Raw genomic sequence first — 24,473 nt, forward strand, 5'->3', positions numbered from 1 at the left:
GCATGAGTGGCGAGGCACAGTGGTTTCAAATGTCCAAAGCAGAGGACAGGCATATTCCATCGAGCGCACAGCTACCGGATAGCTTTGAAAACCTTTATGATCAGCACGGGTTACTTGCGTTTCCACCAGGCAATGATCCTACCTCCTGCAAACTGCTGGTTAAGAACAGTAACATTATTCCGCAGTGCATCGAGGCGTACAAGCGAAACATTGCTGGATACGGTATTGCTTTGGAGTATCTCCCTGGAGAGAGTGATCAGACCGCGCAGGAGGAGTGGAACAGGGCAGAAAAGTTTTTGGAGACGTGTAATCTGGAGGATACACCAGATGAGATTATCAGCTCATTGATTGAGGATATTGAAAGTAGCGGAAATGCAAATGTTGAGGTTGCTTGGCCTGCCGGTAGTGAGTTTCCGACACTCTACCGGATGAATCCCAAATATGTACGCTGCACTCGGGAAACTGATAAGGTGACAATCAAGAGGAAGCGACTTATCCGGTCATCGAAGAAGGTCGAAGAGTTCTCGCAGGATGTGTATGCCCGGAAGTACGCCATGAAGCGTGGACAGTCGGTGGTGTGGTTCCGACCATTTGGATCCGAGGGTCAAGGCAATCAGATTATTCCCCTGAAGCTAGGTAATGACGGTCCGTATGGGGAGCCGCGTTGGTTTGGGAATGCCCCGGGCGTGGTTGGAAGTCGAGAGGCAGAGGAACTGAACGTTTCTTATTTCAGTAATGGCCGCATGCTCTCCATGCTATTGACGGTCACGAATGGCCGGCTGACCAAGCAATCCATGGAACTGCTACGGAACGTCAAGGGAGCGCAGTCACAGGGCGGCATCTTGTACTTGGAAGCGATTGGGGAGGAGACCGGTGGGCCGCTGGATGAGAAAGTCGAGAAGGTGGCCATTAAGCTGGACAAGCTGAATGATTTGCTCCAGCAAGATGCTTTGTTCCTGGAATACGGAAAGGACAAGAAAGCCGATATCCTCTCAGCGTTCAGGCTCCCGCCGATTCTGGTGGGACAGAGCTCCGACTATAACCGTGCCACGGCACAGGCCGCGCTACGGTTTGCCGAGGAACAGGTTTTCGAACCCTACCGCAAGTGGATAATGGATGAGATCTTTAATAAGCGCTTATTCCCAGCTATGGGCATCTTTCGTGTACGTGCGACATTACGTGGACCTCGTATTATTGATCCAGAAGACCGGAAGGCATTGCTGGACTTTATCGCAGACCGCGGTATTATGCTGGTCAGAGATTTAATACCGATCGCTGAGGAAGTGCTGGATACCACTATTGATGAATCCAAGTACAGTGCAGAATACCTCGATACACCAATCGCCCAACTACTGAGTAGCCAACCAGCATTAACCGTGCCTGGTTCTGACACCGATGTAAACAATCTGCAGGAGCAGGTGTCCGTCATCGCCAAGCGTTTGCTGCGGCAGAGTCATGATGAGGTAGCTGGTCATGTGTAAGGAATGCTGGGAGCTCATCGCCAAAGCGGACGACACTGATTTTCTGGACAGCTTGGAACTGACCAATGCAGAGCGCGCGGTGCTGGAAGAACTCTACAAGCAAGGAGAGAATCGGATTGTTGAGATTCTTGAGCTTCAGGGGAAGGCGCTGCATGATGCGATTCTGGAACTCAGTGAGGAGCTGCTGCTTGATATCGGGGAGCTGGGCAAGGTTATACAGTCCGTACAGTCCGGTGATTTGTTCACTGTCCAGTTTGAACAGGCCGTGTATGATGCTTTCCAGCCGTTATATCATCTGGCAGGTGAAACAGAGCTGAATGCGCTCGATCCTGACAAAGTGTGGTCCGTTGAAGACAAGGCAGCTTCACGTTTTGCCAAGAAGCTTCAAAAGCTGGTGCCTGATATGAACGGGACCAGCAAGGATGTCATGACTCGTGCCTTTCAGAAAGCCATCGATGAGGGCAAGACGAACGGGGAAAGGGCAGTGCTTATACGAGATATCAGCGCCGCAGCAGCTAAAGGCGACGCTGGACCGTTTACCATGGAGCGTGCAGTTACAATAACCAGAACAATGAGTACCGCAGCAGCTAACGGTGGGAAAATGGAAGGTTGGAAACAGTCTGAGATGGTAACCGGGAAGAAATGGCGATCTGCAGGGGGAAACCGCACCCGGAAGACACACAAAAAAGCGAACAAACAGGTGCAGCCACTTGATAAGCCGTTTATTGTTGGAAAAAGCAAGTTGATGTTCCCCGGAGATCCCAGTGGGCGACCAGAGGAAATTATACAATGCCGCTGCACAATGCAATCTGTAATGGAATGAAAAAGGTGATCAACTGATCTTCTTCTTTTAGTTAATATGAATTACAAAAAAAATGGAGGGGATTATTTTGAATGAGGAACAGAAGGCTGAGTAAATAGAGTAATAGACTGATGATCATTAAGCTAACGTGCAGGATAACGGAACAATTTCTTGTACACATAAAACAATTCCAACTGGGGAAATTATGGGTAGGTGATGATATGAATAGAAAATTTATGTCCATACTGGTCCTTTCCATTGGTACTATACTATCCATTCAGTCAGCAAGTGCTGCTCCAGCGAATGGCGAAGCGTCTAAAGAAAAAGATTCGATTGAATGGGTCGCTTTATGGGGATTTCCTCAAACAAGAGAAGAACAACTGGAACGTATGTTAACAACAGAGTTGCAAAGAAGGACACTTCTAGCTCTACAAGAAAAAGGGTACTTGAAGACAGGAAAAGAATACGTTTACTGGTTTGACCCATTTCATGTAACGGATATGAGAGAAGTCGAAGGTGGTTTTATGGAATTAGATATATTGGCAACGGTCCAAAGAGTTATAGACAATAAAAGAGACAAGAAAATCAAGACGTTTACAATCACATTCAATCATTATTACGAATCAGGATTTATCGTGACTAAGGTAAGTGAATTATAACGAGACACATAGTTTGAGCTAACGGGGAACTATAGCTCAATAACACCAGGACGAAGCTGCCGACATGAATCGGTAGCTTCGTTGTGCTAACGGGCAGGATTGCTAAACAAGTCCGTCCGTTGATAAAGACACCATTCTTGGGAAACCCTACACGAATAAACGCATGCGGGGGTGCTAATGATGGTTCTGAAGAAACTGGTCTTAATTTTGTTCTTAACAACAATATCGTTGTTAAATCCTATGAAAGCTTTTGCAAATATTGGATTGGATCAATTAAAAAGTGCAACGGATTTTAAGCTGTTTACCCCACATTACTCCTTAACGAGTTGGAAACTTGAAATCAAGGAACCGTATCCTCTTGATACTGACCGACTAATTACGAAGGTTAGACTCCATTACTTCGATAAATCGGGAAGCGCGTATATGTTTGGGATTGAACAGCATAAAGCAATAGGATACAAAAGCAAGCGATTTGAAACAATAATCGATGTTCGTAGTAAAACAAGTGCGACCAGAGTTATAGAAGAGAATTTTAAATTTGATACGAGTGGTGAGATTGTTAAATTGAACGGAATTGAAGCGAGGTTTGATTATGGAACACTAGGGGGATGTTTGCGGTGGGTGCAAGATGGTACTTATATTGAGATGGATAGTAGCCAATTGTCCAAGAAGGATATGATTGAGGTAGCCAAATCAGTAAAATGAATGGTAACTTTAGTTCAATAAACCAACAGTAGTCTAGGACTTTATTTTTTAGTTTAAGGCAACTGTTAGTTTTTATATTGGAACCCTCAAAACGAGTTCTTTTGGAATTCGCTAGTAAGCAGTATGAGTCTACTGCGATGTATCTACGTACTGCAAATGACAATGGAAAGTGATTAAACTATGGGCAGAATAATTCAATCATTTATGCGGAAAATAACCCAAACATTTATAGGGCGATTCTGTTCAATGTTACGGAGAGGCGTTTTGATTTTTTTAATCTTGTTAAGCGGCATTAATGTAATGAGTATAGCCACAGCATCCACCAGTTCAGGGATCACATTAGTAGACGCTTTCCAGATCGGTCTTACAGAAGCAAGAAAATGGGATGCTCAGGCGAATCTAATCTCAATCACGAGTGTTGGTGACACAGGCTCAACACCGCCATCTACTCTTGGTAATGATGGCAAAAGAGAAGTTTGGAATTTGCTCTTTGGAAATGGTCAAAGAAATCAAATTTTAATCATTAACATAAAAAAAGGTAAGATTGCGATTATGCGAACTGTACAAGAAGACATTCAAGATTTTGAAATTATTCCACAAAGTGATCTCATACTTGACTCACCTAATATGGTGCAGATTGCGATTAAAAACGATGTCAAACCAGGGGAAGGATGGGCTAAAGGATATCATTTCAACGTTATAAAAGACCATCAAGCCTTGTTTTTTGGAGTGATTGGGCAGAACAAGTGCGGTATGATGACAAAACTGTACATGGACAAGATAGGGAAGGTTCTGGGTTCCGAAACGAAAAATGAAGGTCTGAAATAACTTTTCCTCCATGAACTCATTGAACTAACGGGGAACGTTAGTTCAATGAAACAGCGACAGTCTAGGACATTATCTTCTCGTCCTTTGCTGTCGCTGTTTCAATTTCTAGGTCAGTCTATTATTTAACGAATTTTGGCGCCATTACAATTCAGAATCTGCAAGGAGTCTTTTAATTTAGCTTTTTTTATTGAAAGGAGGTGAGAACAGAATATGAGTTACAAACTGAAAGACGCTAAAATCACACATATCTCCCTGGTAGACAAGGGAGCGAATGGCGTTCCGTTTGCCATCATCAAGTCTGCAGGGAAGAACGCCATCCAGAAACAGGTGCAAATCGCTAAGATTGATGATGACAAGCGGATTGTGAAAGGCGTGGTGTATCAGCCGGATGTAGCAGACGCACATGACGATCAAATGGATGAAGTCGAGATCGAGAAGGCAGCTCATCTCTTCATGGAGAAGCAGCACACCTACAACATCGACAAGCAGCATGATCTCGAAGTTGATAAGGGGTTTGTAATTGAGTCTTACATTGCTCCTTGCGACATGACGCTCGGTGAGCAGCAGATCGTGAAGGGCTCTTGGGTGGCAGCTGTGAAAGTGACGGATGAAGATACCTGGGAATCCATTAAGAAAGGCGAGATCACCGGATTTTCGATGTGGGGTGTGGGTAAGCGGGAAGAGATTGAGGAGGAAGAGGAGGTATCCAAGGGAATCTTGAACAGGATAGCCAAAGCGCTGGGCCTGATTGAGAAGGGAGCCGTCGCAGACAAATATCATAAGAATCGGAAGAACCGAGAATTTTGGGCGGCACAGGATGCCCTCAACTCGGTTCTTTTTAATTGGGACAGCTGGCAGAGTGGTCTGGAGACTGACCCAGAGACCATCCGGGAGGCGCTACAGGATTTTGTAGATATTGCTGAGGAAGTGCTGACCAAGGAGGATATTGTGAAAGCCATCGGTACCCCGCTTGAGCAGATTGCCAAGGCTGGGAAGAAAATTTCCGCAGGTAACTTGAAACATGTGGATGATGCGATCGCCGCATTGACCGAACTTAAAAATAAAACAGCTCCCGTAGAAGAGGAGCCCGAGGGGGAAGACGATTTGAAAGCTGAAGATATTGCCAAGGCTGTAACGGCCGCAATGGCTCCGATCGCAAAGCAGGTGGAAAGCCTGACATCAGAGATTGCGGAGCTTAAGAAAGATGAGGGCGTTGAAGGTGACCAACATACAGGCACTGCTGCTCCGGCTACTAATTCAGAAGAGACTGCAATCAATGACGCAATTGCCAAGGCTCTTGCGCCATTGAGCAAGCAGATGCAGACGCTGGCAGCAGATGTGCAACTGGTAAAGAACAGTCGTGGTGCTTCCGCACAAAGTGATGAGGAAGAAATCAGCAAATCAGAGAGCGCCGTTAGTTTCGGACGCTTCCTGTAATCGAAGGAGGAATGTAAAACATGAGAACAAACGGTAACATCGCCAGAACTAGTATTCAGAAATCCACTATTGTGACCACAATGGATCAAAACGCTTTGAATTATGAAGAGGTAGAAGCTTTCACCGATATGGCGTATGAGGCTAACGGTTTTCTAAAAGGGATTCGTCATGAGAATCGGAAGAGCTCCAAAGGGACCATCGATAAAGTCGGAGTACGAGGCCGGAATATGCGTAGTAAAAAAGAGAATATTATGGCTTCCAACACGCCTGGTCTGACCTTTCCGCAGATCCCTTATTCAGTTGAGCCTGTAATTATTCCATTTGATATTACCGAAGAATTTATTCGCCAGACTCAGCGGGTACGCGGTCAAAATGCCGAAGAAATTATCATGCGGGCTATGGCAAACAACTATGGTGAAAATATGCAGGATATCGGCTTTAATGGTGATACTGCTACCCTGGACACCGATCCAGACTATGAATTTTTGAAAATTAATGACGGTTGGTTGAAGAAGGCTCGTAACACTGGTCATTACTTGGACTGGGCAACCCTTTCAGCAGCTGAGAAGAAGGGAATATTGTTTGAGGTAGAACGGGCGATTCCAACCCGATACAGAGCCGGCGGCGTGTTCAAATATTTCATGCATCCCAACACCTTCAGCGAACGTCTACAGATGCTGGCCGAGAAAGACACTAGCGCATCAATTCAGCTACAGATCATGGGCGGCGTGAAGAAGATAAACGCCTATGATGTCGAAGAAGTCTGGAGTATGCCAGAAGGTGCGATCCTCTTTACGTATCAGCCTAACTTTGCAATGGTTCACACCTACGATATGCAGATCCGGAAGACGACTGAGGGCAAAGAGGCAATTTGGACGGATAAGCGTTTCTATGCGATTCACTCCGATTTCGATGCTATCTTCGAAGAGCCGCAGGCACTGGCTTACGTGGAAGGGGTGGAATTCTAATGCCATACGTAACCTATCGGGGCAATAACACCTCCCTGCGCCTACACAGTATCCGGTTTGAACCAGCTAAGCCAGTGCTAGTGGAAGATGAGACGGCACTGAAGCATTTACTTGAGCACCCTGATTTTGAGGTCAAAAAGGAAAAGATCATTCCACTGGAGGATTTGTATCTACCACAACTGAAGGACAAGGCGAAGAAAGCAGGCGTTGAAGGCTTCGCGGATATGAAGAAGCCCGAGCTCATCGCTGAATTGAAGGCGCTGGAAGGCGGCGGTGTACCGGATGCTGGTAGCGACACTCCTTAAGAAACGTAGCCGTGTCAGTGCTGTACAAGAGGCAACTGACGATCAGCTTGAGCAGTACATTGATGATGCAATGACACGAATCGAACTGTATCTGCCCGTCCCGTTCCCGGAGGTGGCGGACAAGCAACTCATGTTGGCCTGGGTAAAGCTTGCGGAGTCACTCGCTCTGCAGGACAGCGAGGAATACCTGGCTTCAGTCGCCCGTGGATACTCAGCGGAGAGTGATGGAGCTTGGACATACACCCGACAGGCAGTTGAGGGTAAGACCACGGGTAATGCTGATGTGGACTCTATCCTCTTCCTGTGGGTCAAGAAGCAGCAGTCTGGGCCGGATGATGGGAATATCATGGCCTATTTGCTATGAATCACCGTATGAATACCCTGCTGGAGGTATACCGGGTCGGACGGCAGAAGGATGCGGACGATCTGTTCAGCGATCGTAAATCCGGAAAAGTCGCAGATTTAAAATGTTTTGTTGTTAAGACCCAGACCGATGCCAAGGCAGAATCAACTCCCGTCATATACATTGTCAAAAAGACAATTGGTGTACCGAAGAATGCAGACGTCCGAATTAGCGACGAAGTGTTACTGTTCGGACGTAAGTATCTGGTGATAGACTCTAATCCACGCCGTTATTGGCGTGAGTTATTGGTGACATGCGAGGTGAAAGGTAGTGAGCGTGCATGATTTTGACGGACTCGCTAAGAAATTCAAGAAGCTGAGCGATGAAGGTATTAACCAGATCCTTAAGAACATTGCTGAGGCTGTGGGTGAAACCCTTTTGAACCTGGTCATCGATGAGATTGATAAACAGGATCTGATTGACACTGGATTGATGTGGAACTCTTTTACTCGAGGAGCAGACAGTAACGTCTGGGAATGGGATGTTGATCGCAATTCTATTACTATTGAAGTTGGTTCCAACCTTCCTTATGCGCGCCACCTCAATGATGGATACACCATCCGTAAAGCACATTATGTTCCTGGATTCTGGAAGGCAAATGGTCAGTTTGTATATGATCCGGCTGCAAAGACAGGGTTTATGGCTCGACCGCGTTCCTTTATCGGTCGTCATTATTTTGATATCGCTGTGAAGGAACTGGAAGGTGGTATGAACGCATTGATTACGAAGCGGTTGGAGAAAGAGCTGGGGAGGATGCTGTCATGATGGATGTGGGATTGAAAGCCTGGGCTGATATTGTGAAGCGGGTGTACCCTGACTTGCCGATCCTGCGGGAAAAGTCGAAATGGTTGGCAGGTCAATTTGATCGTCCTAGCGTTTTTATTGAAACAGACCTTGTGTCTGATAAGACGCATACACCCCAATCGAATCGGATCATCGAGGATGTGGGCCTAGTCTTTCATTACGATATCGAACGTATCGGGGATGAGGACAAAGGAGAACCGATCCCTTTAGATTTATCTCCTTTCTTTCTCTTCCTTCGCCAGCGGCGGTTCTGTGTGGTTTCAGAGCGCTTTGGGGTGATGCTTGTCGTTGAGACACCGCGCACGCGGCCTATGAATGACCAAATGGAAGTTACATTTCGGTATTCATACCTGCTGCATGTTCCTAAGCTGCTTGTAAATAGTGATGGTAGTCCAGTATCTAAGATTAATGATTTTTATTCTGATTACGAAGGGGAGGAACATCAGGCATGAGCAGCAACAAGCGATTGCAGCGTCTGTTACCGTCAGGCTCGCCAGCGGTACCGGACGATGTAAACAAGAGAAGTAAGCAGGAATGGATTGAGAGCGCAGTGGTTTTGAAGCGGGAACGCTTTGAGATCGCTGGCGCTCTTTTTGATTGTCCGGATGATGCCCTGTTGTCACAGCAGGAAGTCATTCAGAAAGTGGAGGCCTATTTGGGTCTCACAACAAAGGAGGAAACAGTAAATGTCGATACAACGGAGTAGATCCGGCGCTTATGTGGAGCTGCAGGCGGTAGCCGAGTCCCGCGTCCTGTCGGTATCCGGTCGGGTGTTGGTGCCGTACCAAGCGGAGTGGGGCCTGCCGAACAAAGCCGTGGATATGGCGGATCAGTCAGAACGGTTCAAGGAGAGCGGTCTGCAGGTTGATGAGCTGGAACTGGCAGCGGAGAATGGGGCGACCGTTGTCGGGTACCGCGTTACCAATGGCAATGAGGTGGAAGCTTCCGTTGCAGTGGCCAGCAGCTACACAATTGAGGCCCGTTATCCCGGAACGCGGGGGAACGATTTCGAATATATGATTCGGGCGAGCTTGGTGGACGCCGCGAAGAAAGAGATCTTGATCCGGGACGTGAAAGGAATTTATGATACCGAGACCTTCCTGGTAGCTGATAAAGCAGAGGCAGTGGAGACGCTGAAAAAGTCTAATATGGTGCGGTTTAAAAGTACCGGATCAACAGCGTGGGCTGATGTGGCTTATACCAAGCTGGATGGTGGCGTTACCGGCACTGCTACAATCACCGCCGCTAATTGGAGCAGCATTTTCAATCGAGTAGATGGCCTGGTGTTTGATGTTGTGTCTCTGCCTTCCTCGGACGCAGCGGTACAAGCTGCTGCTAAGCAATGGCTGCTAGATCGGCGTAGCAAGGCTCGCAAGTTAGCGCAGTTGGTCATTGCAGGAGCACCGGGATCTGATGATGACATTGAAGTTCATAACACGCGTAGCCGCGCTGCTAATGCTCGTTTTATCATCAATTGCTCTTTGGCTGGCGAACATTCCAACGGAAAGACTTATACTTCCCTGCAGTGGGGAGCATGGGTAGCTGGTTTAGCCGCTGGAACACCTGCTAATAAATCCTTTACGGGTGTTAAGGTACCAATGACTGAAGCGCTAGTAGATTGGAGCCATAGTGAGGTTTTGAAGGGTTTGGCTGAAGGTACCCTGATGGCTACACGGGATGGTTACGACTATATTATTGAGTCCGCAGTGAACACATTGACCACGCTTGGTGCAGGGGAGCGGGAGGACTTCGGCAAGATTCGAGTTTCCATGACGATTGACCAAATCCTGAATGACATCTACGCTGCTGGCAAAGCAAACAAGGCTAAGCTGGATAATGACAAGGATGGTCGGGGTATGTTTATCGCAGCAGTCGTTAGTTATCTGAAGACTCGTGCTGAACAAAAGGCGATTGGCTCAGAATTTACATTTACCGAGCATCCAACAAAGAAAAGTGACATGGATTATGCTTACTTCTCTCTGTCGGCCAAACCGCTCGATGCGATTGAAATCTTCAATATTGATTGGGAGGTGGCGTAATAGATGGAACGCGAACTTATTGGCCGTAATTTATCCGTGCAGGATGACAATGGCGACTCGATTCAGACCATTAAAGAAGTAGAGGTTATTCTGAAACCAGAGACATTGGATATTATCCGTGCGAGGAAGATGTCTAAGACGAAACAGATTGTCGGGTATGAGATCACTGTAAAGCTGGTTATGTCAAAACTGGAGTCCTCTCTTCGTTACAGGCTCTTGGCTGATTTCAAGGCAGGTAAGACGATGTTCCTAGACCGGATCACAGGCTCTCTTGAGGACATGCAGACTGGCAATGTAGAACGGGTGATGATCAGCGGTGTGCATATTCATGATGAAATGGATTTGCTGGTTGCCAAGATTGACGACAACAATGGCATCGATATCACGCTTTCTGGTACGGCGAATGATTTTGATTTTATTGAACAGTTCCCGGATTATATGGCATAGGGACGGGTAACCGTCTCTTTTTCTTTATTTCATATCAATAAAAAAATTGGAGGAAGAATCACTATGAGCGATAAATTAGAAAAATACCTATCCAAAGGTAAATCAGGTCGTAAAGACGATACCATTACTGTGCCGGCAGACGGGGAAGAATGGTCTGTGCGCCGCCTGACCACTATTGAGGTACGCCGAGCATATGAGTTGGCCTATGAGGAAAATGGTGATCCGAAAGATTCCTATAACGAGATCGACGTCATGATCGTTAAGGCAACCGAACATGAATTTGATTGGAACAATAAAGATTTACTACTCGCCTTCAATTGCACCAGTAAATATGAGCTGCCACCGCGTATTCTAGACAATCCTGCTGATTATTCGGAGCTTAGCAAAGCTGTGCGTAATTTCCAAGAAACAAAGGACGAACTTATGAAAGAAGCAAAAAACTCATCAAGCAAGACGGAGAAGCAAGCTGGGTAGCATCCTTTTGGATTAACCAGAAGCGGCTGCCGGCTGAAATCCTACCGTATGAGGTGGATAAACAGCGGCAGTATTATTTCTGTCTTGCCGCGGGGATGATTGCTGAAGAAGAAGCCAAACGCCTGGCTAACAAGAAATAGGCAGGATGGAGGTGAACAACCATAGCAGCGACAACAAAAGTGACGGTCCCGTTCGAAGCGCAGGACCTTATTTCCGGTGCTGTCCGGAATATACGAACAGCACTCCGTGGAGCCACAGATGATTTGCTCGACTTCAGGCGTGCCGCAGGACAGATGGGGAATAACCTGGTATCTGATCTTCGGCGTTCCCGGAGCGCAGCGGATGATTTGGGGAGCCGGGTCGGTAACGCATCAGATGAGGTACGTCGACTGGGACGCGCAAACGTTGATGATATCTTTCGCCGCGCTCAATCAGGAGCAGATGAATTGCGTCGCTCAGCATCTCGTGCGGATGCTGAAATCCGCGGTATGAGCGATTCGCGGGTGCATATACAAGCGCAAGATGGGGTCAGTCCAGTCATTGACGGAATTTCCTCAAGATTAACCACTTTGGCGGCAACAGCTGGCGCAATTCTGATCGGCGGCGGAATCAAAGACGCCTTATTCGGAAATGTCATGGACTACTATTCCGAGGCCTCCCGCAGTGCATCGGTCCTACCTGAAAAGGACCGGATCAATGCTCTTCAAGTAGGTAATCAGCTGCATGCCAAAGGACTTGTGGCTTCGCAAGCTCAGGCAGCTGGAATGCTGGGAGATTTAGCACCAATGGTTCGGGATAAATCACAGGCGGGTGACATGTTGACCTCGGCTGCACAACTCCAATTTCTTATTCCAGATGCTAGTGTTGAGGAAATTGGGAGAGGACTCTCGCAATCCGCGAATACCTTCAAAGAATCTTACGCTTCTGTTGCAGACAGTATGGCATACGCCTACAGCCAGGTAGGCGATCCACAGAAAGATCTCTTCGATACATTCTGGGAGTATTCCGGATATTTCAAAAATACCGGAGCGAACTCCGGGCAGATGGCCAACTTCTTGACCCAAAGCGTCAAGGAGGGAGCTTTCAATTTTGACAAGCCGGCGGACTTCATTAAGGAGACGTTTGGTGTCAAAGCACTCGACTCGGGTGATATGGAGAAGTACTTCACTTTGCGCGGAGCGGGTAAGAACGATGCAGCGAAACAAGCTGCGGCATTTACCAGTGATATAAATTCTGGTGATGAGCAGCGGGCGAAGGGCGCTCTGATGGCTCTGGTCGGGGACCTGGCCAGTCAAACACAGAGCCAGTTGAAAGCTTCGTTAGTTTCGCTCGGCTCAGCTACTGCAGAGGACAACGGGAATGCTATTCTGAAGACCTTTCAGGTTCCATTTCAGCCGGCTCCTGCAGAGATTGCAGGAACTACCGATAGGATGGTCAAAGCTCAACAAGATGCCAACCCAATGACCAGTATCATTCAGACCCGTGCAGAGATTGATCAACAGATGCAGGATTTGGGGGCAAACCTTTCGACGGCTGTCCTACCTGTACTGAAAGAATTCAATACTCTTATTACTGAAAATAAAGACGAAATACAGGATATGGGTACGAAGATAGTCGGCTTCGTAAGTAAGGTGACTAGCATCTATAGTGATCATTTTTCAACAATAAATGGTGCTTTAGGAGTTGTTGCTGGAGGGTTAGTAGCAGTGAAAGGAGGGAAGTTACTCCAAAAGGGCTATACAAGTGTAAAAACAGCAACAGAGTGGATTGGTCAGAGAAGAGGACAAACAACAACTCCAATCGACGAAGTAGGCACTCCTACCCGTCGTAGATTTACACTCCGACGTGGTACAACGGGTGGATCAAGTGGAGGTTTGGGTGGCAGCCTGAACTCTTTATCATCCATGACTGTAAATGCCAGTGTGGTATATCTCAACGAGGCTGGAGGGCTCGGTGGGCAAAATGGCGGTGGAAGAAATAATAGAGGTGGTCAGAGACGGGGGCGACGCGGACGATCTGGGAGCGGTGGTGCAAATGCCCGACGTGGCCGTAACTCGAATGGATCTCTCTCTGCACGTCGTAGGACGAGTACACCGAACCTCCCTGATATTGATACTCCAGATGTTGGGCAACGGCGCACAGCCCGTGTAACCTACCGGAACACTAATAGGCTTCCAACTGGCTCACCGATCCCAGATGTTATTCCTGACGCACCGGGCGGCAGGGGGATCAGGGGGTTATTTAAAGGTGGAAAGAAGGCTCTTAAAGCTGCCGGTATTTTAGGAACTGTAGCCGGGGTTGGTCTTACTGGATATGATCTCTACCAAGCTTCGAAGGAAGACGGTTTAAGGGCAGGGATATCTTCGACTGGCGGATCAATGTTAGGTGGTACGGCTGGAGGGGTAGTCGGAGGAATAGTTGGATCTATCGCCGGTCCGCTTGGAACCGTATTGGGTGCAACAGCGGGCGGATGGGTCGGCGATAAATTGGGTTCTCTAGCCGATTCGAGCGGGGTTACCAAGTCCGTTGTTGATGGAGTGGTTTCGGCTGCTGGCGGTATTAAGGATGCGGCAGCTTCAATAGGTGGTTGGCTCGGCTTCGGTAAAAAAGAAGAGAAAAAGCCAGAGGTTAAGCCTCCGCCTGAATCCAAGGTAACCTTTGGGAACTTGACACCGGAACGAGAAAAACAATTACAGGAGACCTTCAACGCTTTCCGGGCCAATGTCGCCAAAGATGGATTAAAGACCGCATTGACCAGTGCTGTTAACGAGAGCGGTGTAAAAGAAACAGTCGATAAGATTAAGAATACATTTGTTGGTGCGTGGAAAAGCACAGAATCGGGCAATGCTCAGCAAAATGTGCAAGCTGTTGGAGTAGTTGCACAGAAAACAGCTGGACAGACCCAGCAGTTGGGTGTGACCTCGAAAGCCAGTACTGCTAGAATTGTTCAGGGTGCTGGTTCAGCGGGAGCGAGTATGCTCGGGATCGGGACTGCAGTAAAGACGGCGACGGATGAGACGAAGCAGCAACTGCTATCGATAGAAACGGTTACGAGTCAGAGTGAAAGCTGGGGCAGTACCATTATTACAAGGATTTCCAAGGGTATGCAGAGTAAATTCCCAGAACTTAAGTCGACAGCAATCGGTGCTATGGGTATTCTGAATACCCTGACTGGAGCAGGGTCTACGAAATCATTTGGTACACCAAGTCTTTTGAAATCCAGTGGTGGTGCCGCATATGCAAACGGCGATATTATTACTCGACCTCATATCGGTTTGGTCGGTGAGGCGGGACCGGAAGCTATTATTCCTCTCTCTGCAGGGCGCCGGCAGCGCGGGGTGGAACTGTGGGAACGAGCTGGTGCGATGCTGGGTGTCCGTGCGTATGCAAATGGAGGCATTGTTGGCGCACAGCCTTTGCGAACTCAAGCTTATAAGGCTAAAGCCTACATCGATGATAATAACGACAGAATAGGTTATGGAGCCGGCTATGCTGAAGGCATCCATGGCTCACTTGAAATGGTGAAGAAGCAAGGTTTGAAGCGTTACACCAAGGCCATGAGTAAAGCGAGCAGCCTCACTGATGCTTATAAGATACGCTCAACGGGTCATCAATTGCGTAGGCAGGCTGCCAAGATGAAAGCCTTTGCCAGAAGTACGAAACTACTTGGCAAAGTGGTTCGACCTGTTGGCTACGCCATGGATGCTTGGGATATCCTCTTTGCTGGCAAAGGAAAGCGCGGGCGACAGACTGCTAAAGTAGCTGGTGGAATTGGAGGCGGGATCTTAGGTGGCGCGGCAACAGGTGCAATGCTTGGTACCTTCCTCATGCCTGGTGTAGGAACAGCCGTTGGCGGTGCAATCGGGGGGCTGTTAGGAACAATCGGCGGTGAGAAGTTGGCCACGAAAATGTATGATGGCATTTCTGGATTCTTTGGCCGTCGAAAAAAGCGCAAGAAGAAGTACGCTGATGGTGGACTTATCAGTGCTCCACATATGGGACTGGTCGGCGAAGCTGGTCCAGAGATGATCATTCCACTTTCGCGGCAGCGGAGTAAACGAGGAAGAGCATTGTGGGAACAGGCGGGGAGCCTGCTTGGTGTTCGTCCCTACGCAGATGGTGGTGCGGTAGGTATGAGATCTTCCAGTATCCCGGTAGCGAAGACATTAGCGCAGGCACCTGCAGCGATCCGCGATATCGTAATTGAGAACATCAACATCGATTTTGGTGAACTGGCCAAGGGAATTACCAACTTTGCTGAATTCGCTAAGATGCTGACCAGCCCGCAGGGAAGAGCGTTGTTCCGCAAGGTTTTCGGCGAAGAGTTGTACAATGCTCTGGAAAGTGGGGGATAAATCATGCTGACCATGATACGTGATAAGAATCGCTTCGCCTTTCCAATTACACCGGCAGAGATACAGATCACTAGCAGCAATGAGATAGATTCCTTTGTTGTAATTACAGGTGAAGAGAAGACAAGTAAGAGACTCACTTCGAAGCTGAAGCGAGTCTCTTTTTCAGTCATTTTTCCGCGGGCCTGGCAAGAGCTTTGGGAAACTGGCAAGGAGACGGTGGCTTACCGATCCCCGGAGCAGGCTTGGAAGCTGATGGAGGAATGGAAGCTCAAACCGGTTGTTATTAATTTTGAATCACTCTTTTCGCAAACAATGTGGTTTGAGAGTTTCGAAGCCACTTATAAAGATGGCCAAGCTAATTTACACATCACATTTAATTTCGTTGAGTTCAACCCAGTTAAAATTGTTTCGTATTCCAATACAAAGCAACTCTTAAAGCCTGGTGTAATCATAACCAAGTCATCCAAAAGTCGACCTAATACAACCGGGAAAACGGATAAGAAGAATGAGACAAAGAAAAGTGAAAAATTGAAGAAAGCGGAAGAAAAAAAGAAGAAAAATGAGGAGAAAAAGTCCACAGCTAACGCTAAAGGAAATTTTGATTATCTGGCTCAAAAGGAGCGGATTTTGGATAAGAACTCTAGTGTTAAATAAAAGGCGGGATTAAAATGGATAACTTTGCGATCATTTACGGAAAGGAGAGTAATCGGCAACTGTTGACGGATGCTGCTGTTGAATTTTCCTGGTCTTCAGCACGAGATGAAATCGCACGTAGTGCCACTGTTCGACTCCGTGGTGCTACTGATCTAAAAGTAGCCGGTATGCTGATGTGCTTTTCACAACGATTAAAAGGTGTGGGTGTGCTTCATCACAAGAACCAATTCTTTCATGGTCCCATCATCAAATATGAACAAAATGAGTTCACGGATGAATGGGAGGTTGAAGTTCGGGAGATGAGTTGGTATTTAGCGAAGAACAAAGGCACACGCCCATACCTAAAGGGTGAGGCCGGTGCTGAGCTTCAGCGTTATATCAAAACTACCGGAATTGATTTTCGATGTCCTGCATTAGGGTTTAACCTAGATGAACGTTATGGCACGATGTTCCATTCAGAAGTTATCTTGGATGTGCTGCAAAAGGCATATGAGCGTAGCGGCTACCGTTATCATGTAGATGTAGTCCGGACGGATACTAGTTTCTACCTGCAGGTAGTTCGGGAGGGGACGAACACCCTTATTCCAGTCTTCATTCCGGAACAGATGGAAGCCAGCACCGCTGGTTATAGCATTGAGGAGACTTACACGGTTGTTACCGCACAGAAGTATAAGGACGATAAGTTGGCTTCCTCCGTTACCAAAATAGCAGCAGGTGCAGTTCAAGCCATGGGCAGGATGGAAGAGATCATTGAAGTGGAAGAAGATGAGGATCCGGCCACGATTGCTACGCAGCGCCTGAAGGCCTTGTCGCAGGCGAAGCAGATTAAAAAAATCACTGTAAAGCATGAAGACCATACGTTGACAGGGCTTCGGGCTGGATGGATGGTGTTGATCAAAACGGACCATACCTCCAAGTGGATTGTAGAGTCTGCAGAAAGCAGTTTTAAGAATGGGTTATACACTGTGAAGCTTGAACTGGAAAGGAGGGAATAACGTTGCTAAATGACGCATTGAATTTGTTGAAGGAAAAGACGAAAGGTCATATTGACTCTCGAGATACCGAACGAGCGACATTATTGAGTTGGCCAGGTAATCCGAAAATTCAGGTAGAAGGTGACCCGGAACCTTATCTTGCAGATAAACTGGTCTTTGCAGAATATCTGCAGGAACGCCGTATCGATGCAGTCTTTGAGGTTGAGCAACTTGAGGTTTCAAAGTTAACCGGTGTCCTAACGATCCCCAGCCCTCTGAAGGTTGGAGATCAGCTTATTGTTTCTCGGATGACAGGCCAGCGGTATTATGTGCTCGGGAAGGATGTGGGCAGTAGTGGCGGATAGTTTTTTTCCTGAGTTAGATATATCGGACATTGGAGAAGTCGAACTTACTGAATCTGTTGTATCGGCTACGAAATGGACGTACTTAATCGATTACCGTAATCGGCGCGCCGTTCTTACTGAAGATGGTTACCCGAAGAAGACCAGCACTTATGAAGAATATCTAGTTCAGACAGCACTCAAGATTCTGAATACTGAGCGTTTCAGGTATGTGTTATACGGCGAGGAGGTTGGCGTGGAGAGATCGGAGTGGTCTACTTGGGAGGATGTAGAGATCAAACGAGATATGGAGGAGGCTTTGACTGCTCATACCGAGATTGTGCGTGCTGAGGTGCGATCGATGATTCGAGAAGGACAGGAGATGCATCTTAGAATATTGATAACTGGCTTAGCGGGTCAAGTGGAACTGGAGGAGGCGATTAGTGTATGACCATTAAACTGAGTGATTTACCGTCACTCCCCTACATGCCTATCCTAGAAGAAGAGCCGGAGGAAATCTATCAACGTTGGGTTAACCGTGCCATAGCCTTGGCGCTTGAACGAGGGCTACCACCGCCGCCAACAGGAGAAGGAGAATACTTTTATGATCTTTGGTATCCACTTGCGTTAGAGCTTGCGGAGCAGCAAATGCTATGGACTTATGGATTCGTTCAAGGGTTTCCAATTTGGGCAGATTCCGAGTATCTTGATGGTCACGGATGGGCTGCAGGTCTTATCCGCAAGGATGGGGAGAGTGACGATACATTTCGCCTACGGATGTTGGAGCGTGCTGCTACCGAAATTGGGAGCGGACGTCGCAAAGATTATGAAACCTGGGCCACGGAGATGGCCGGTGTTGGTGGAGCGATAGCGCGTGAAAAAGAACGCCATGATAACTCCATCGATCTTTATTTAACCAACCTGGATGGACAGCCCATCACAGAGGATTTCGCTGAGATGGTCAAAGCATGGATGTGGGAGGAGCGGCGGATCGCTGGGCATGATTTATTGGTACATCCGGCTCCGGTCTTTAATGTACGCTTAGAGACACGCTTGCTAACGTCTAGCGGTACAGATCTGACTGTGCTGGCGGCAACCATTCAGCAACGTGTATTGGATTACGCAAACGGACGCTCCAAACTAATATACAATTACGTGGCTGCCTTGCTACTGCTGCCAGGCGTGGATGATTACGAGAGTTTGACCCTCAATGGGGATGAGGAGGATATTGTTCTCCCCTTGTCGTCTGTTTTGAGAGTGGAAGTGATCCTGCTATGATTCCGCTTAGATACCGCGAAATGCTGCCACCGTATTGGTATGAGATCGATATGGCAGACCGTCATTTTTCAGTTTTTGAGAAGGAAATGGACGATCGTTTGCAAACTATAGACGATCTGAGTAATCAGTTTATTCTGCGAAGATCGACCTGGGCGTTGTGGATCTGGGAATGGATGTACTTCCGGAAGACTCAAGAGGGAAGTGATGATGAGCGTAGAGAGGCGATACGCCGGAAGCGCTGGGGCGATAGACCTTTTAAGCTACCTCTATTGCGGGAACTGGGAAATCAGCATGGAAAGCTGAAAAATGTTTCAGAGGACTTTTTAGCAAAAGAGATCCACTTTGAATTTTCCTTAGTTCAACCGTTTAACATGGCAGGTCTGCAGGCTGATTTTGAATACGTGCATCCGGTTCATATTCGTCGAGCAGTATTTAGTTCAGCAGTTCCGACGCAAGTTATTAATATAAAAGGTACTGGCTACTCGCATGGAGTGGACTTCCCGATTTGCGGGTTTGAAGTTCCGTTTGGAGGAGGGGAGTAATGGCAGACGTTATTAAGCAGTTGCTTCTGGAGAAGTTGATTTTGAATTTGAATGGCCACATCGTCAGCGCGCGGGTAAATATAGGAGGCGTTCAGACGACGTATCCTATTTACAAAACAATAGTGTCTGGTATGTCTGTTCGAAAGTACATTTATATAACGGAGACTCAAGCCATCGGCAAACAACTTTTAGGCGCATCCTTGCTGGATGCTGAAGGTAATATACTGGCAGACCAACCCCTTACCGTTACAAAAAACGATAAGGGGTTTTTGATTGCCTTTGAAATAGTTTTGAGATTGGAGGCGAATGTTGGTGGCGTATAACAAGCAGCAATGGAGGGACGAGATTCCCGATCTGACCAAGCCGATTAAGGATGCCTCAGGAAAGCAAAAGACTGATCCACAGACAGGGCGCCCGCTTTATGAATTAGTCCAGGAGGGTACGAGGATTACATCGGCACGCTTGAATCATATTGAGGATGGTATTGAGACCGTCAATGAGCTTGTGGATCAAAATACTGCAGATATTGATACGCATAAAAAAGATGCGGTTAAGCACATAACGGCTGCTGAAAGAGCGGAATGGAAAGCCAAGGAGACACCTGCAAGTGCTCAGACTAAAGCAGATGCTGCTCTATCATCTGCCAAAACCTATGTAGATACTGCACTACTTGCAAAGGCAGATAGATCATCCACTTACAGCAAAACAGAGACTGACCAGCGTATTCAAGCTGTGGTCGGTGCTGCACCGGATGCTCTCGATACACTTAAAGAAATTGGGGACGCACTGAATAATGATCCGAACTTTGCAGCCACGGTCACCAATCAACTCTCAGGCAAAGTGGACAAGGTATCAGGCGAACAACTTTCAACAGAGGATTATTCTTCTGCAGAGAAGGCGAAGTTGGCCGGGCTCACTCCTGGAGCTGGTGCTGCGGGATCGGCTACAGATGCAACGATAGGTAACCGTACAGCTGATCCTTCGATTACTACTCCCTATAGCTTGACGGGCACTATCACTCAGTGGTTTTCCTGGCTTACCAAGTATCTCAAAGCCATTACAGGCAAAGCTAATCCATTCGACACACCTGACATAACACTCTCGCAAACTAAGACCCACGTTGATAACACCGTAGTACACATCACAGCATCAGAACGTACTGCCTGGAATGCTATGCCAGGTACTGCTGACGGTAAATACATTCCAAAAACCGACAGAAATGTGGCTAATGGTGTTACAGCTTTAGATGCGAATAGAATGGTGGTTTCAGATGGTAATGTGTTATCTAGTAGAATATCTGAACGCGTTCTTGGATTTTCATTCTCAAACAGCGTAGCTAATCAAAGAATTGACTTATTTACAACTGGTGCATTGTCAGGCTACATTGAGGTGACTGTGACGGCTAGTTGGAATGCAGTGAACGCAGCTGGTAAAATGACGAAGCGTTTTAATGTGGTTGCTGCTGCTGCTACTACCCTAAACTATCAGAGCACGCAATACCCAGAAGTAACGGGTCTTATCAATCAGCACATATCTATATCTGATATTAGTTGGGACGCCACTAACTCTCGTTGGAAAATAAGTATAGAAGCACGACATGCGCCAGGGGCTGCTATTGCCTTTGCTGTATCTGTAAAGCATGCGAGCCCTACTGCGCCACCAACGTGGAATCTGAGTGCTGTTTACAGCGGCGCAGCACCTACTGCACTACCTGTAGCAGTACAGACAATTCCCGACGACACCGTGCTTCAGTCCGGGCAGGAGTTCCAGAAGTACAAGCTCACTGATAACGCAGGTAAGGTCATCCGCCTAGCTCCTAGTACAGACCTGAACACAGTTAACCGTAACGGTCAGTACGATGGGTACCCTCTTATAAACGCACCGGGTAACAACACAGGTGCTTGGTTCTTTATCGAAGTATTCGCACACTCACAAAACCCTGACTCTATCTTTTTCCAACGAGCAACTACGTTCTCCACTGTCCCTCGCACTTACATTCGAGAGTGCTATAACAGCGTTTGGGGTGAGTGGAGAGAAGAAGAAAACGCTAGCCGCAAGAACGTGGCGAGCGGATACGCTGGGCTGGGTTCGGATGCTAAGTTTATGGATGCTCAGATTCCTCTGTACTTGGCGCGTAAGGCGGTCACGCTTGCTGACGCTACGGACTTGAACACTCTAGGAGAAGGAGAGTACTGCTGCCCTAGTAACGCCAGCGCGGCGACTATGTTAAACCTCCCAGCAGCAGTTGCTGGGCAGTCCTTTTTCCTGAAGGTCACCAAACACGCAGGGTTTAACCAGACATTCACGTCGTACTCACCCGGTGTTAATATGCGTGTGTTCACACGTAACATCTATAACGGGACCATCTCCGAGTGGTACGAGCTAGAGCATTCCGGCAAAAAGAACGCCAACAACGGGTATGCGGGACTAGATAGTAATGGATTTGTAAGTGCGAATAATCTGCCATACGGTGGGGTTGTAAACTTGCTTGGGGATTCCGGTAGATTTTTCGGTATAGATGGAGACCCTAGATCACTTTATGCTACCACTAACTTTGCAAACAACTCCTTTTTCTCTCCATATAACGGTACTAGTGTAGCTAGTGGAGGTAAGTTCTATCACGATAACTCTACTAACGGTGGAGCTTCTGGAGCATTAACGGAAGATGTGTCTAGCCTAACAACTGCTATGGGTCTTGGTAATTTGAGGTACGGCACTGAATTTAACATAGCCTCTTTTACAATGGGTTCTGGGGTAGCTACTGCGGGAGCCCTTGCGGGAACATATTTAATGACTGTGAACAACAACTTTCCTGCTGGCGGGGTCGATAAATTATTTACCGTGTCCTTCTGGATAAGGGTCAAGTCCGGCAAAAATGCCGTCATAACCAAAGAGGCAAGGTTACGAAAAAATGGTGTTGCCTTGTCCGCTAATATTACTTTGACTCCTGCTGATGGATGGGTACACATCGAAAAAACATTACCCTCAGGGAATGGATATAATAATGCCGCACCGAATATTTTCGCAACGTCGGGGGACGTAGTGCAAATTGCTATGCCCGTAGTTATTGCGGGCGGTATTGGTGTTGGCGTCCACACTGCGCCTGTTATGGGTTCTTCGTTAGGTTTCGTCCCTTTGCCAGCGACTTCATACACTGCTGCTGATATTTTATTAAAGTTGCTTACAGTGGATGGGGTAGGTAGTGGGCTGGATGCGGATTTACATGCTGGAAAAAACATGGGGGAAATCGCAAACGGTACCTTAACCTATGCTGGGTTAACTAAAGGTACAGCTCCAGCATTAACGGCAAGTATCGCGGGTGGTGTCATAACATCTCTTATAGCTGGAGATCGAATATCTTTTAAAGCACATGCAGCTACAACAGGTCCGGTTACACTCAATGTAAATGGTCTGGGCGCTAAATCTATCAAAAAGCCAAATGGCAATAACCCGCCTTTGGCTCTTGGTGGTGTCTATACGGTTGTATACGATGGAACGGCTTTTATCTTACAGGGTGAAGGGGGTGAATATGGAACAGCTACAGCAGCGGAAGTCTTGGCGGGAAAAACGATAGGAACAGAAAACGGACTGGTGAACGGGACGATGCCAGACAATCGTTCCGTCGCTAAGGATGCGGCGGGCGCAACATTAAGCGGGTATGATTTGTACCTAAATACACCGGAGGGGTACTACAATACCACTTCCTCTATTCGTGTAAGGGAGGACAACTTAGCCAATCCTAGTAATTGGAGAAGCGACAGAACGATGTTCGGAAAACAGGGGACTATGCCTGTTATAGCTGGGGTTGATGTAGCTTCGGGTGTGGGGAGATGGGGAAACGGTGATCTAGCTGTCTACCCACTGGAAGGTTATAGAAAAGGCGGGATGGGTGCTGGAGAAATAAAAGTGACTGTAGCCCAACTGAATTCTGCTGGACTACCACAAGTTGCCTCCGGCACGATTGAATCTGGTGATCTTGAGACGTACACAAGGGCTGATGGTAGCACAGTTATAGCCGCATCACTAATCGTTTCGGGACTAACCTTCAAGCCCACAGTGATCATTATAAAGAATGGTAATGCATCCAACACAAACAAAGACCATATCGTGTATGACGCTAGAATGGATGCGAACTACAGAATCACAACACTAGGTGGAAGAACATCAACTCCAGACCTTAACATATTCAGGGAGGCATCACCTGTATATGTGAACAGTACGGGTTTTAAACTACCAGTTATAAACGGATACTATCCTTATACATGGATTGCAATACAGTAGACAAACCGCTAGATATTTTATTGGGAGGGATTATGATGGAAATTGGCATGAAAATATACTTTGAAAAAGCAACAGGAAACGTGGTAGTAAATACGGGTGAACAGGTAGGTAGGTTGGTAGTGGAGACAACCGAGGATCAGGACTTTGCAACATATAAGGCACTGGCTGAGCGGGTCCGCGATACCATTGGAGTAGTTAAGCTTAAATACGGTCAGTTTCGGCGAGAGTTCGCTGAGTGCAACGGCTACCGCGTTAATCCAGATACGGAGGATTTGGAGTTTACCTATCCTGGGGAAGTGCCGGCAGATGTGCTAATTAAACGAATCGAAATGGTAGAGGGAGAAAATGCTAAAACGGTTCAGGAACTAGAACAAACCAATAAGAAACTTGTAGAGACCTTGGAAAGACTTGATCAAACCGAAACACAACTGCAAGAAGCACAGCTTGCTCTTACAGAAAATTATGAAGAGTTACAGACTGCCAAACAAGAGGCGGCAGACGCACAATTGGCACTCACAGAGCTTTATGAGCTGGTACTTGCCGGACAACCCGTAGCACCTACAGAACCTGTAGTGGGAGGTGAAGAAGTCAATGCCTAAAGTATATGCAAGCTTGATTCGTAAAGGACTTAAGAAGTTAGAGCAAGTACCGGAGATTATCCGTGAGGATGTCGCAGCAGAGCTAAAAGAATAGATT

Annotated in this window: 27 protein-coding genes; all 27 read left to right on the plus strand. The window is 47.3% G+C overall.

Features of this window, described 5'->3' with window-relative positions; all coding sequences use genetic code 11:
* Positions 1 to 2: 2 nt before the first annotated feature.
* The 27 genes from NYE58_RS02675 (at position 3) to NYE58_RS02805 (ending at position 24,470) form a co-directional block, all read left to right on the plus strand.
* A complete protein-coding gene (locus NYE58_RS02675; RefSeq protein ID WP_076138571.1) occupies positions 3 to 1,481 on the plus strand; it encodes a phage portal protein in 1,479 nt (492 codons plus the stop codon).
* Positions 1,474 to 2,304, plus strand: a complete 831-nt coding sequence (locus tag NYE58_RS02680) for a phage minor head protein (RefSeq protein WP_076138572.1) — start codon at positions 1,474 to 1,476, stop codon at positions 2,302 to 2,304. The genes NYE58_RS02675 and NYE58_RS02680 overlap by 8 nt, the downstream gene beginning before the upstream one ends.
* 110 nt (positions 2,305 to 2,414) lie before the next feature.
* Positions 2,415 to 2,942, plus strand: coding sequence for a hypothetical protein (locus NYE58_RS02685; RefSeq protein ID WP_076138573.1), 528 nt, complete (start codon positions 2,415 to 2,417; stop codon positions 2,940 to 2,942).
* 177 nt (positions 2,943 to 3,119) lie between these two features.
* A complete protein-coding gene (locus tag NYE58_RS02690; RefSeq protein ID WP_143766787.1) occupies positions 3,120 to 3,647 on the plus strand; it encodes a hypothetical protein in 528 nt (175 codons plus the stop codon).
* A gap of 264 nt (positions 3,648 to 3,911) precedes the next feature.
* Complete coding sequence (locus NYE58_RS02695) at positions 3,912 to 4,475, plus strand: hypothetical protein (protein ID WP_076138575.1); 564 nt, start codon at positions 3,912 to 3,914, stop codon at positions 4,473 to 4,475.
* Between the two features lie 210 nt (positions 4,476 to 4,685).
* Positions 4,686 to 5,912 (plus strand): XkdF-like putative serine protease domain-containing protein, encoded by a 1,227-nt coding sequence (locus NYE58_RS02700; RefSeq protein WP_076138576.1) that lies wholly within the window; start codon positions 4,686 to 4,688, stop codon positions 5,910 to 5,912.
* A gap of 20 nt (positions 5,913 to 5,932) precedes the next feature.
* Positions 5,933 to 6,880, plus strand: a complete 948-nt coding sequence (locus NYE58_RS02705; protein ID WP_076138577.1) for a major capsid protein — start codon at positions 5,933 to 5,935, stop codon at positions 6,878 to 6,880.
* Positions 6,880 to 7,185, plus strand: coding sequence for a Rho termination factor N-terminal domain-containing protein (locus tag NYE58_RS02710; protein WP_076138578.1), 306 nt, complete (start codon positions 6,880 to 6,882; stop codon positions 7,183 to 7,185). Before NYE58_RS02705 ends, NYE58_RS02710 begins: the two co-directional genes overlap by 1 nt.
* The gene (locus NYE58_RS02715; RefSeq protein ID WP_341001011.1) at positions 7,163 to 7,549 is read left to right on the plus strand and encodes a hypothetical protein; all 387 of its coding nucleotides are present in this window, start codon (positions 7,163 to 7,165) and stop codon (positions 7,547 to 7,549) included. The genes NYE58_RS02710 and NYE58_RS02715 overlap by 23 nt, the downstream gene beginning before the upstream one ends.
* Complete coding sequence (locus tag NYE58_RS02720) at positions 7,546 to 7,872, plus strand: hypothetical protein (protein ID WP_076138580.1); 327 nt, start codon at positions 7,546 to 7,548, stop codon at positions 7,870 to 7,872. Before NYE58_RS02715 ends, NYE58_RS02720 begins: the two co-directional genes overlap by 4 nt.
* Entirely contained in the window at positions 7,859 to 8,353 is a 495-nt protein-coding gene (locus tag NYE58_RS02725; RefSeq protein WP_076138581.1) for an HK97 gp10 family phage protein, read from the plus strand. The genes NYE58_RS02720 and NYE58_RS02725 overlap by 14 nt, the downstream gene beginning before the upstream one ends.
* Positions 8,350 to 8,844 carry a hypothetical protein gene (locus tag NYE58_RS02730; RefSeq protein WP_076138582.1) on the plus strand — a complete coding sequence of 165 codons (495 nt, stop codon included), beginning with the start codon at positions 8,350 to 8,352 and terminating at the stop codon, positions 8,842 to 8,844. Before NYE58_RS02725 ends, NYE58_RS02730 begins: the two co-directional genes overlap by 4 nt.
* Positions 8,841 to 9,098, plus strand: coding sequence for a hypothetical protein (locus NYE58_RS02735; RefSeq protein WP_326046242.1), 258 nt, complete (start codon positions 8,841 to 8,843; stop codon positions 9,096 to 9,098). The genes NYE58_RS02730 and NYE58_RS02735 overlap by 4 nt, the downstream gene beginning before the upstream one ends.
* Positions 9,079 to 10,431 carry a phage tail sheath subtilisin-like domain-containing protein gene (locus tag NYE58_RS02740; RefSeq protein ID WP_076138583.1) on the plus strand — a complete coding sequence of 451 codons (1,353 nt, stop codon included), beginning with the start codon at positions 9,079 to 9,081 and terminating at the stop codon, positions 10,429 to 10,431. The genes NYE58_RS02735 and NYE58_RS02740 overlap by 20 nt, the downstream gene beginning before the upstream one ends.
* A gap of 3 nt (positions 10,432 to 10,434) precedes the next feature.
* Positions 10,435 to 10,878: a phage tail tube protein gene (locus NYE58_RS02745; RefSeq protein ID WP_060622117.1), complete on the plus strand. Its 444-nt coding sequence runs from the start codon at positions 10,435 to 10,437 to the stop codon at positions 10,876 to 10,878.
* A gap of 63 nt (positions 10,879 to 10,941) precedes the next feature.
* Positions 10,942 to 11,352 carry a hypothetical protein gene (locus NYE58_RS02750; RefSeq protein WP_076138584.1) on the plus strand — a complete coding sequence of 137 codons (411 nt, stop codon included), beginning with the start codon at positions 10,942 to 10,944 and terminating at the stop codon, positions 11,350 to 11,352.
* 179 nt (positions 11,353 to 11,531) lie between these two features.
* Positions 11,532 to 15,707 carry a hypothetical protein gene (locus NYE58_RS02755; RefSeq protein WP_341001012.1) on the plus strand — a complete coding sequence of 1,392 codons (4,176 nt, stop codon included), beginning with the start codon at positions 11,532 to 11,534 and terminating at the stop codon, positions 15,705 to 15,707.
* 3 nt (positions 15,708 to 15,710) lie between these two features.
* A complete protein-coding gene (locus tag NYE58_RS02760) occupies positions 15,711 to 16,361 on the plus strand; it encodes a hypothetical protein (RefSeq protein WP_076138586.1) in 651 nt (216 codons plus the stop codon).
* Between the two features lie 14 nt (positions 16,362 to 16,375).
* On the plus strand, positions 16,376 to 17,356 hold the full coding sequence (locus NYE58_RS02765; RefSeq protein WP_076138587.1) for an XkdQ/YqbQ family protein: 981 nt from the start codon (positions 16,376 to 16,378) through the stop codon (positions 17,354 to 17,356).
* 2 nt (positions 17,357 to 17,358) lie between these two features.
* Positions 17,359 to 17,700 carry a hypothetical protein gene (locus NYE58_RS02770; protein WP_076138588.1) on the plus strand — a complete coding sequence of 114 codons (342 nt, stop codon included), beginning with the start codon at positions 17,359 to 17,361 and terminating at the stop codon, positions 17,698 to 17,700.
* Positions 17,690 to 18,127, plus strand: coding sequence for a contractile injection system sheath initiator (locus tag NYE58_RS02775; RefSeq protein ID WP_256715244.1), 438 nt, complete (start codon positions 17,690 to 17,692; stop codon positions 18,125 to 18,127). The genes NYE58_RS02770 and NYE58_RS02775 overlap by 11 nt, the downstream gene beginning before the upstream one ends.
* Positions 18,124 to 18,954, plus strand: coding sequence for a baseplate J/gp47 family protein (locus NYE58_RS02780; RefSeq protein WP_076138589.1), 831 nt, complete (start codon positions 18,124 to 18,126; stop codon positions 18,952 to 18,954). The genes NYE58_RS02775 and NYE58_RS02780 overlap by 4 nt, the downstream gene beginning before the upstream one ends.
* A gap of 20 nt (positions 18,955 to 18,974) precedes the next feature.
* On the plus strand, positions 18,975 to 19,496 hold the full coding sequence (locus tag NYE58_RS02785) for a hypothetical protein (RefSeq protein ID WP_341001014.1): 522 nt from the start codon (positions 18,975 to 18,977) through the stop codon (positions 19,494 to 19,496).
* Positions 19,496 to 19,819, plus strand: coding sequence for a hypothetical protein (locus tag NYE58_RS02790; protein WP_076138591.1), 324 nt, complete (start codon positions 19,496 to 19,498; stop codon positions 19,817 to 19,819). Before NYE58_RS02785 ends, NYE58_RS02790 begins: the two co-directional genes overlap by 1 nt.
* Positions 19,809 to 23,777 (plus strand): pyocin knob domain-containing protein, encoded by a 3,969-nt coding sequence (locus tag NYE58_RS02795; RefSeq protein WP_341001015.1) that lies wholly within the window; start codon positions 19,809 to 19,811, stop codon positions 23,775 to 23,777. Before NYE58_RS02790 ends, NYE58_RS02795 begins: the two co-directional genes overlap by 11 nt.
* Before the next feature lie 35 nt (positions 23,778 to 23,812).
* Positions 23,813 to 24,376 (plus strand): hypothetical protein, encoded by a 564-nt coding sequence (locus tag NYE58_RS02800; RefSeq protein ID WP_076138592.1) that lies wholly within the window; start codon positions 23,813 to 23,815, stop codon positions 24,374 to 24,376.
* A complete protein-coding gene (locus NYE58_RS02805) occupies positions 24,369 to 24,470 on the plus strand; it encodes a CD1375 family protein (RefSeq protein WP_254848733.1) in 102 nt (33 codons plus the stop codon). The genes NYE58_RS02800 and NYE58_RS02805 overlap by 8 nt, the downstream gene beginning before the upstream one ends.
* Positions 24,471 to 24,473 lie beyond the last annotated feature (3 nt).

Origin of the sequence: Paenibacillus sp. FSL L8-0708, assembly GCF_038009325.1 — a bacterium.
Taxonomy (GTDB): Bacteria; Bacillota; Bacilli; order Paenibacillales; family Paenibacillaceae; genus Paenibacillus_AQ; species Paenibacillus_AQ odorifer.

Coding starts and splice junctions, on each gene's coding strand:
- NYE58_RS02690 (WP_143766787.1), top strand. CDS start 3,120: ATGATGGTTCTGAAGAAACTGGTCTTAATTTTGTTCTTAACAACAATA.
- NYE58_RS02720 (WP_076138580.1), top strand. CDS start 7,546: ATGAATCACCGTATGAATACCCTGCTGGAGGTATACCGGGTCGGACGG.
- NYE58_RS02705 (WP_076138577.1), top strand. CDS start 5,933: ATGAGAACAAACGGTAACATCGCCAGAACTAGTATTCAGAAATCCACT.
- NYE58_RS02750 (WP_076138584.1), top strand. CDS start 10,942: ATGAGCGATAAATTAGAAAAATACCTATCCAAAGGTAAATCAGGTCGT.
- NYE58_RS02765 (WP_076138587.1), top strand. CDS start 16,376: ATGGATAACTTTGCGATCATTTACGGAAAGGAGAGTAATCGGCAACTG.
- NYE58_RS02685 (WP_076138573.1), top strand. CDS start 2,415: ATGATCATTAAGCTAACGTGCAGGATAACGGAACAATTTCTTGTACAC.
- NYE58_RS02800 (WP_076138592.1), top strand. CDS start 23,813: ATGGAAATTGGCATGAAAATATACTTTGAAAAAGCAACAGGAAACGTG.
- NYE58_RS02780 (WP_076138589.1), top strand. CDS start 18,124: ATGACCATTAAACTGAGTGATTTACCGTCACTCCCCTACATGCCTATC.
- NYE58_RS02715 (WP_341001011.1), top strand. CDS start 7,163: ATGCTGGTAGCGACACTCCTTAAGAAACGTAGCCGTGTCAGTGCTGTA.
- NYE58_RS02740 (WP_076138583.1), top strand. CDS start 9,079: ATGTCGATACAACGGAGTAGATCCGGCGCTTATGTGGAGCTGCAGGCG.
- NYE58_RS02675 (WP_076138571.1), top strand. CDS start 3: ATGAGTGGCGAGGCACAGTGGTTTCAAATGTCCAAAGCAGAGGACAGG.
- NYE58_RS02710 (WP_076138578.1), top strand. CDS start 6,880: ATGCCATACGTAACCTATCGGGGCAATAACACCTCCCTGCGCCTACAC.
- NYE58_RS02700 (WP_076138576.1), top strand. CDS start 4,686: ATGAGTTACAAACTGAAAGACGCTAAAATCACACATATCTCCCTGGTA.
- NYE58_RS02785 (WP_341001014.1), top strand. CDS start 18,975: ATGCTGCCACCGTATTGGTATGAGATCGATATGGCAGACCGTCATTTT.
- NYE58_RS02760 (WP_076138586.1), top strand. CDS start 15,711: ATGCTGACCATGATACGTGATAAGAATCGCTTCGCCTTTCCAATTACA.
- NYE58_RS02790 (WP_076138591.1), top strand. CDS start 19,496: ATGGCAGACGTTATTAAGCAGTTGCTTCTGGAGAAGTTGATTTTGAAT.
- NYE58_RS02680 (WP_076138572.1), top strand. CDS start 1,474: ATGTGTAAGGAATGCTGGGAGCTCATCGCCAAAGCGGACGACACTGAT.
- NYE58_RS02805 (WP_254848733.1), top strand. CDS start 24,369: ATGCCTAAAGTATATGCAAGCTTGATTCGTAAAGGACTTAAGAAGTTA.
- NYE58_RS02730 (WP_076138582.1), top strand. CDS start 8,350: ATGATGGATGTGGGATTGAAAGCCTGGGCTGATATTGTGAAGCGGGTG.
- NYE58_RS02745 (WP_060622117.1), top strand. CDS start 10,435: ATGGAACGCGAACTTATTGGCCGTAATTTATCCGTGCAGGATGACAAT.
- NYE58_RS02735 (WP_326046242.1), top strand. CDS start 8,841: ATGAGCAGCAACAAGCGATTGCAGCGTCTGTTACCGTCAGGCTCGCCA.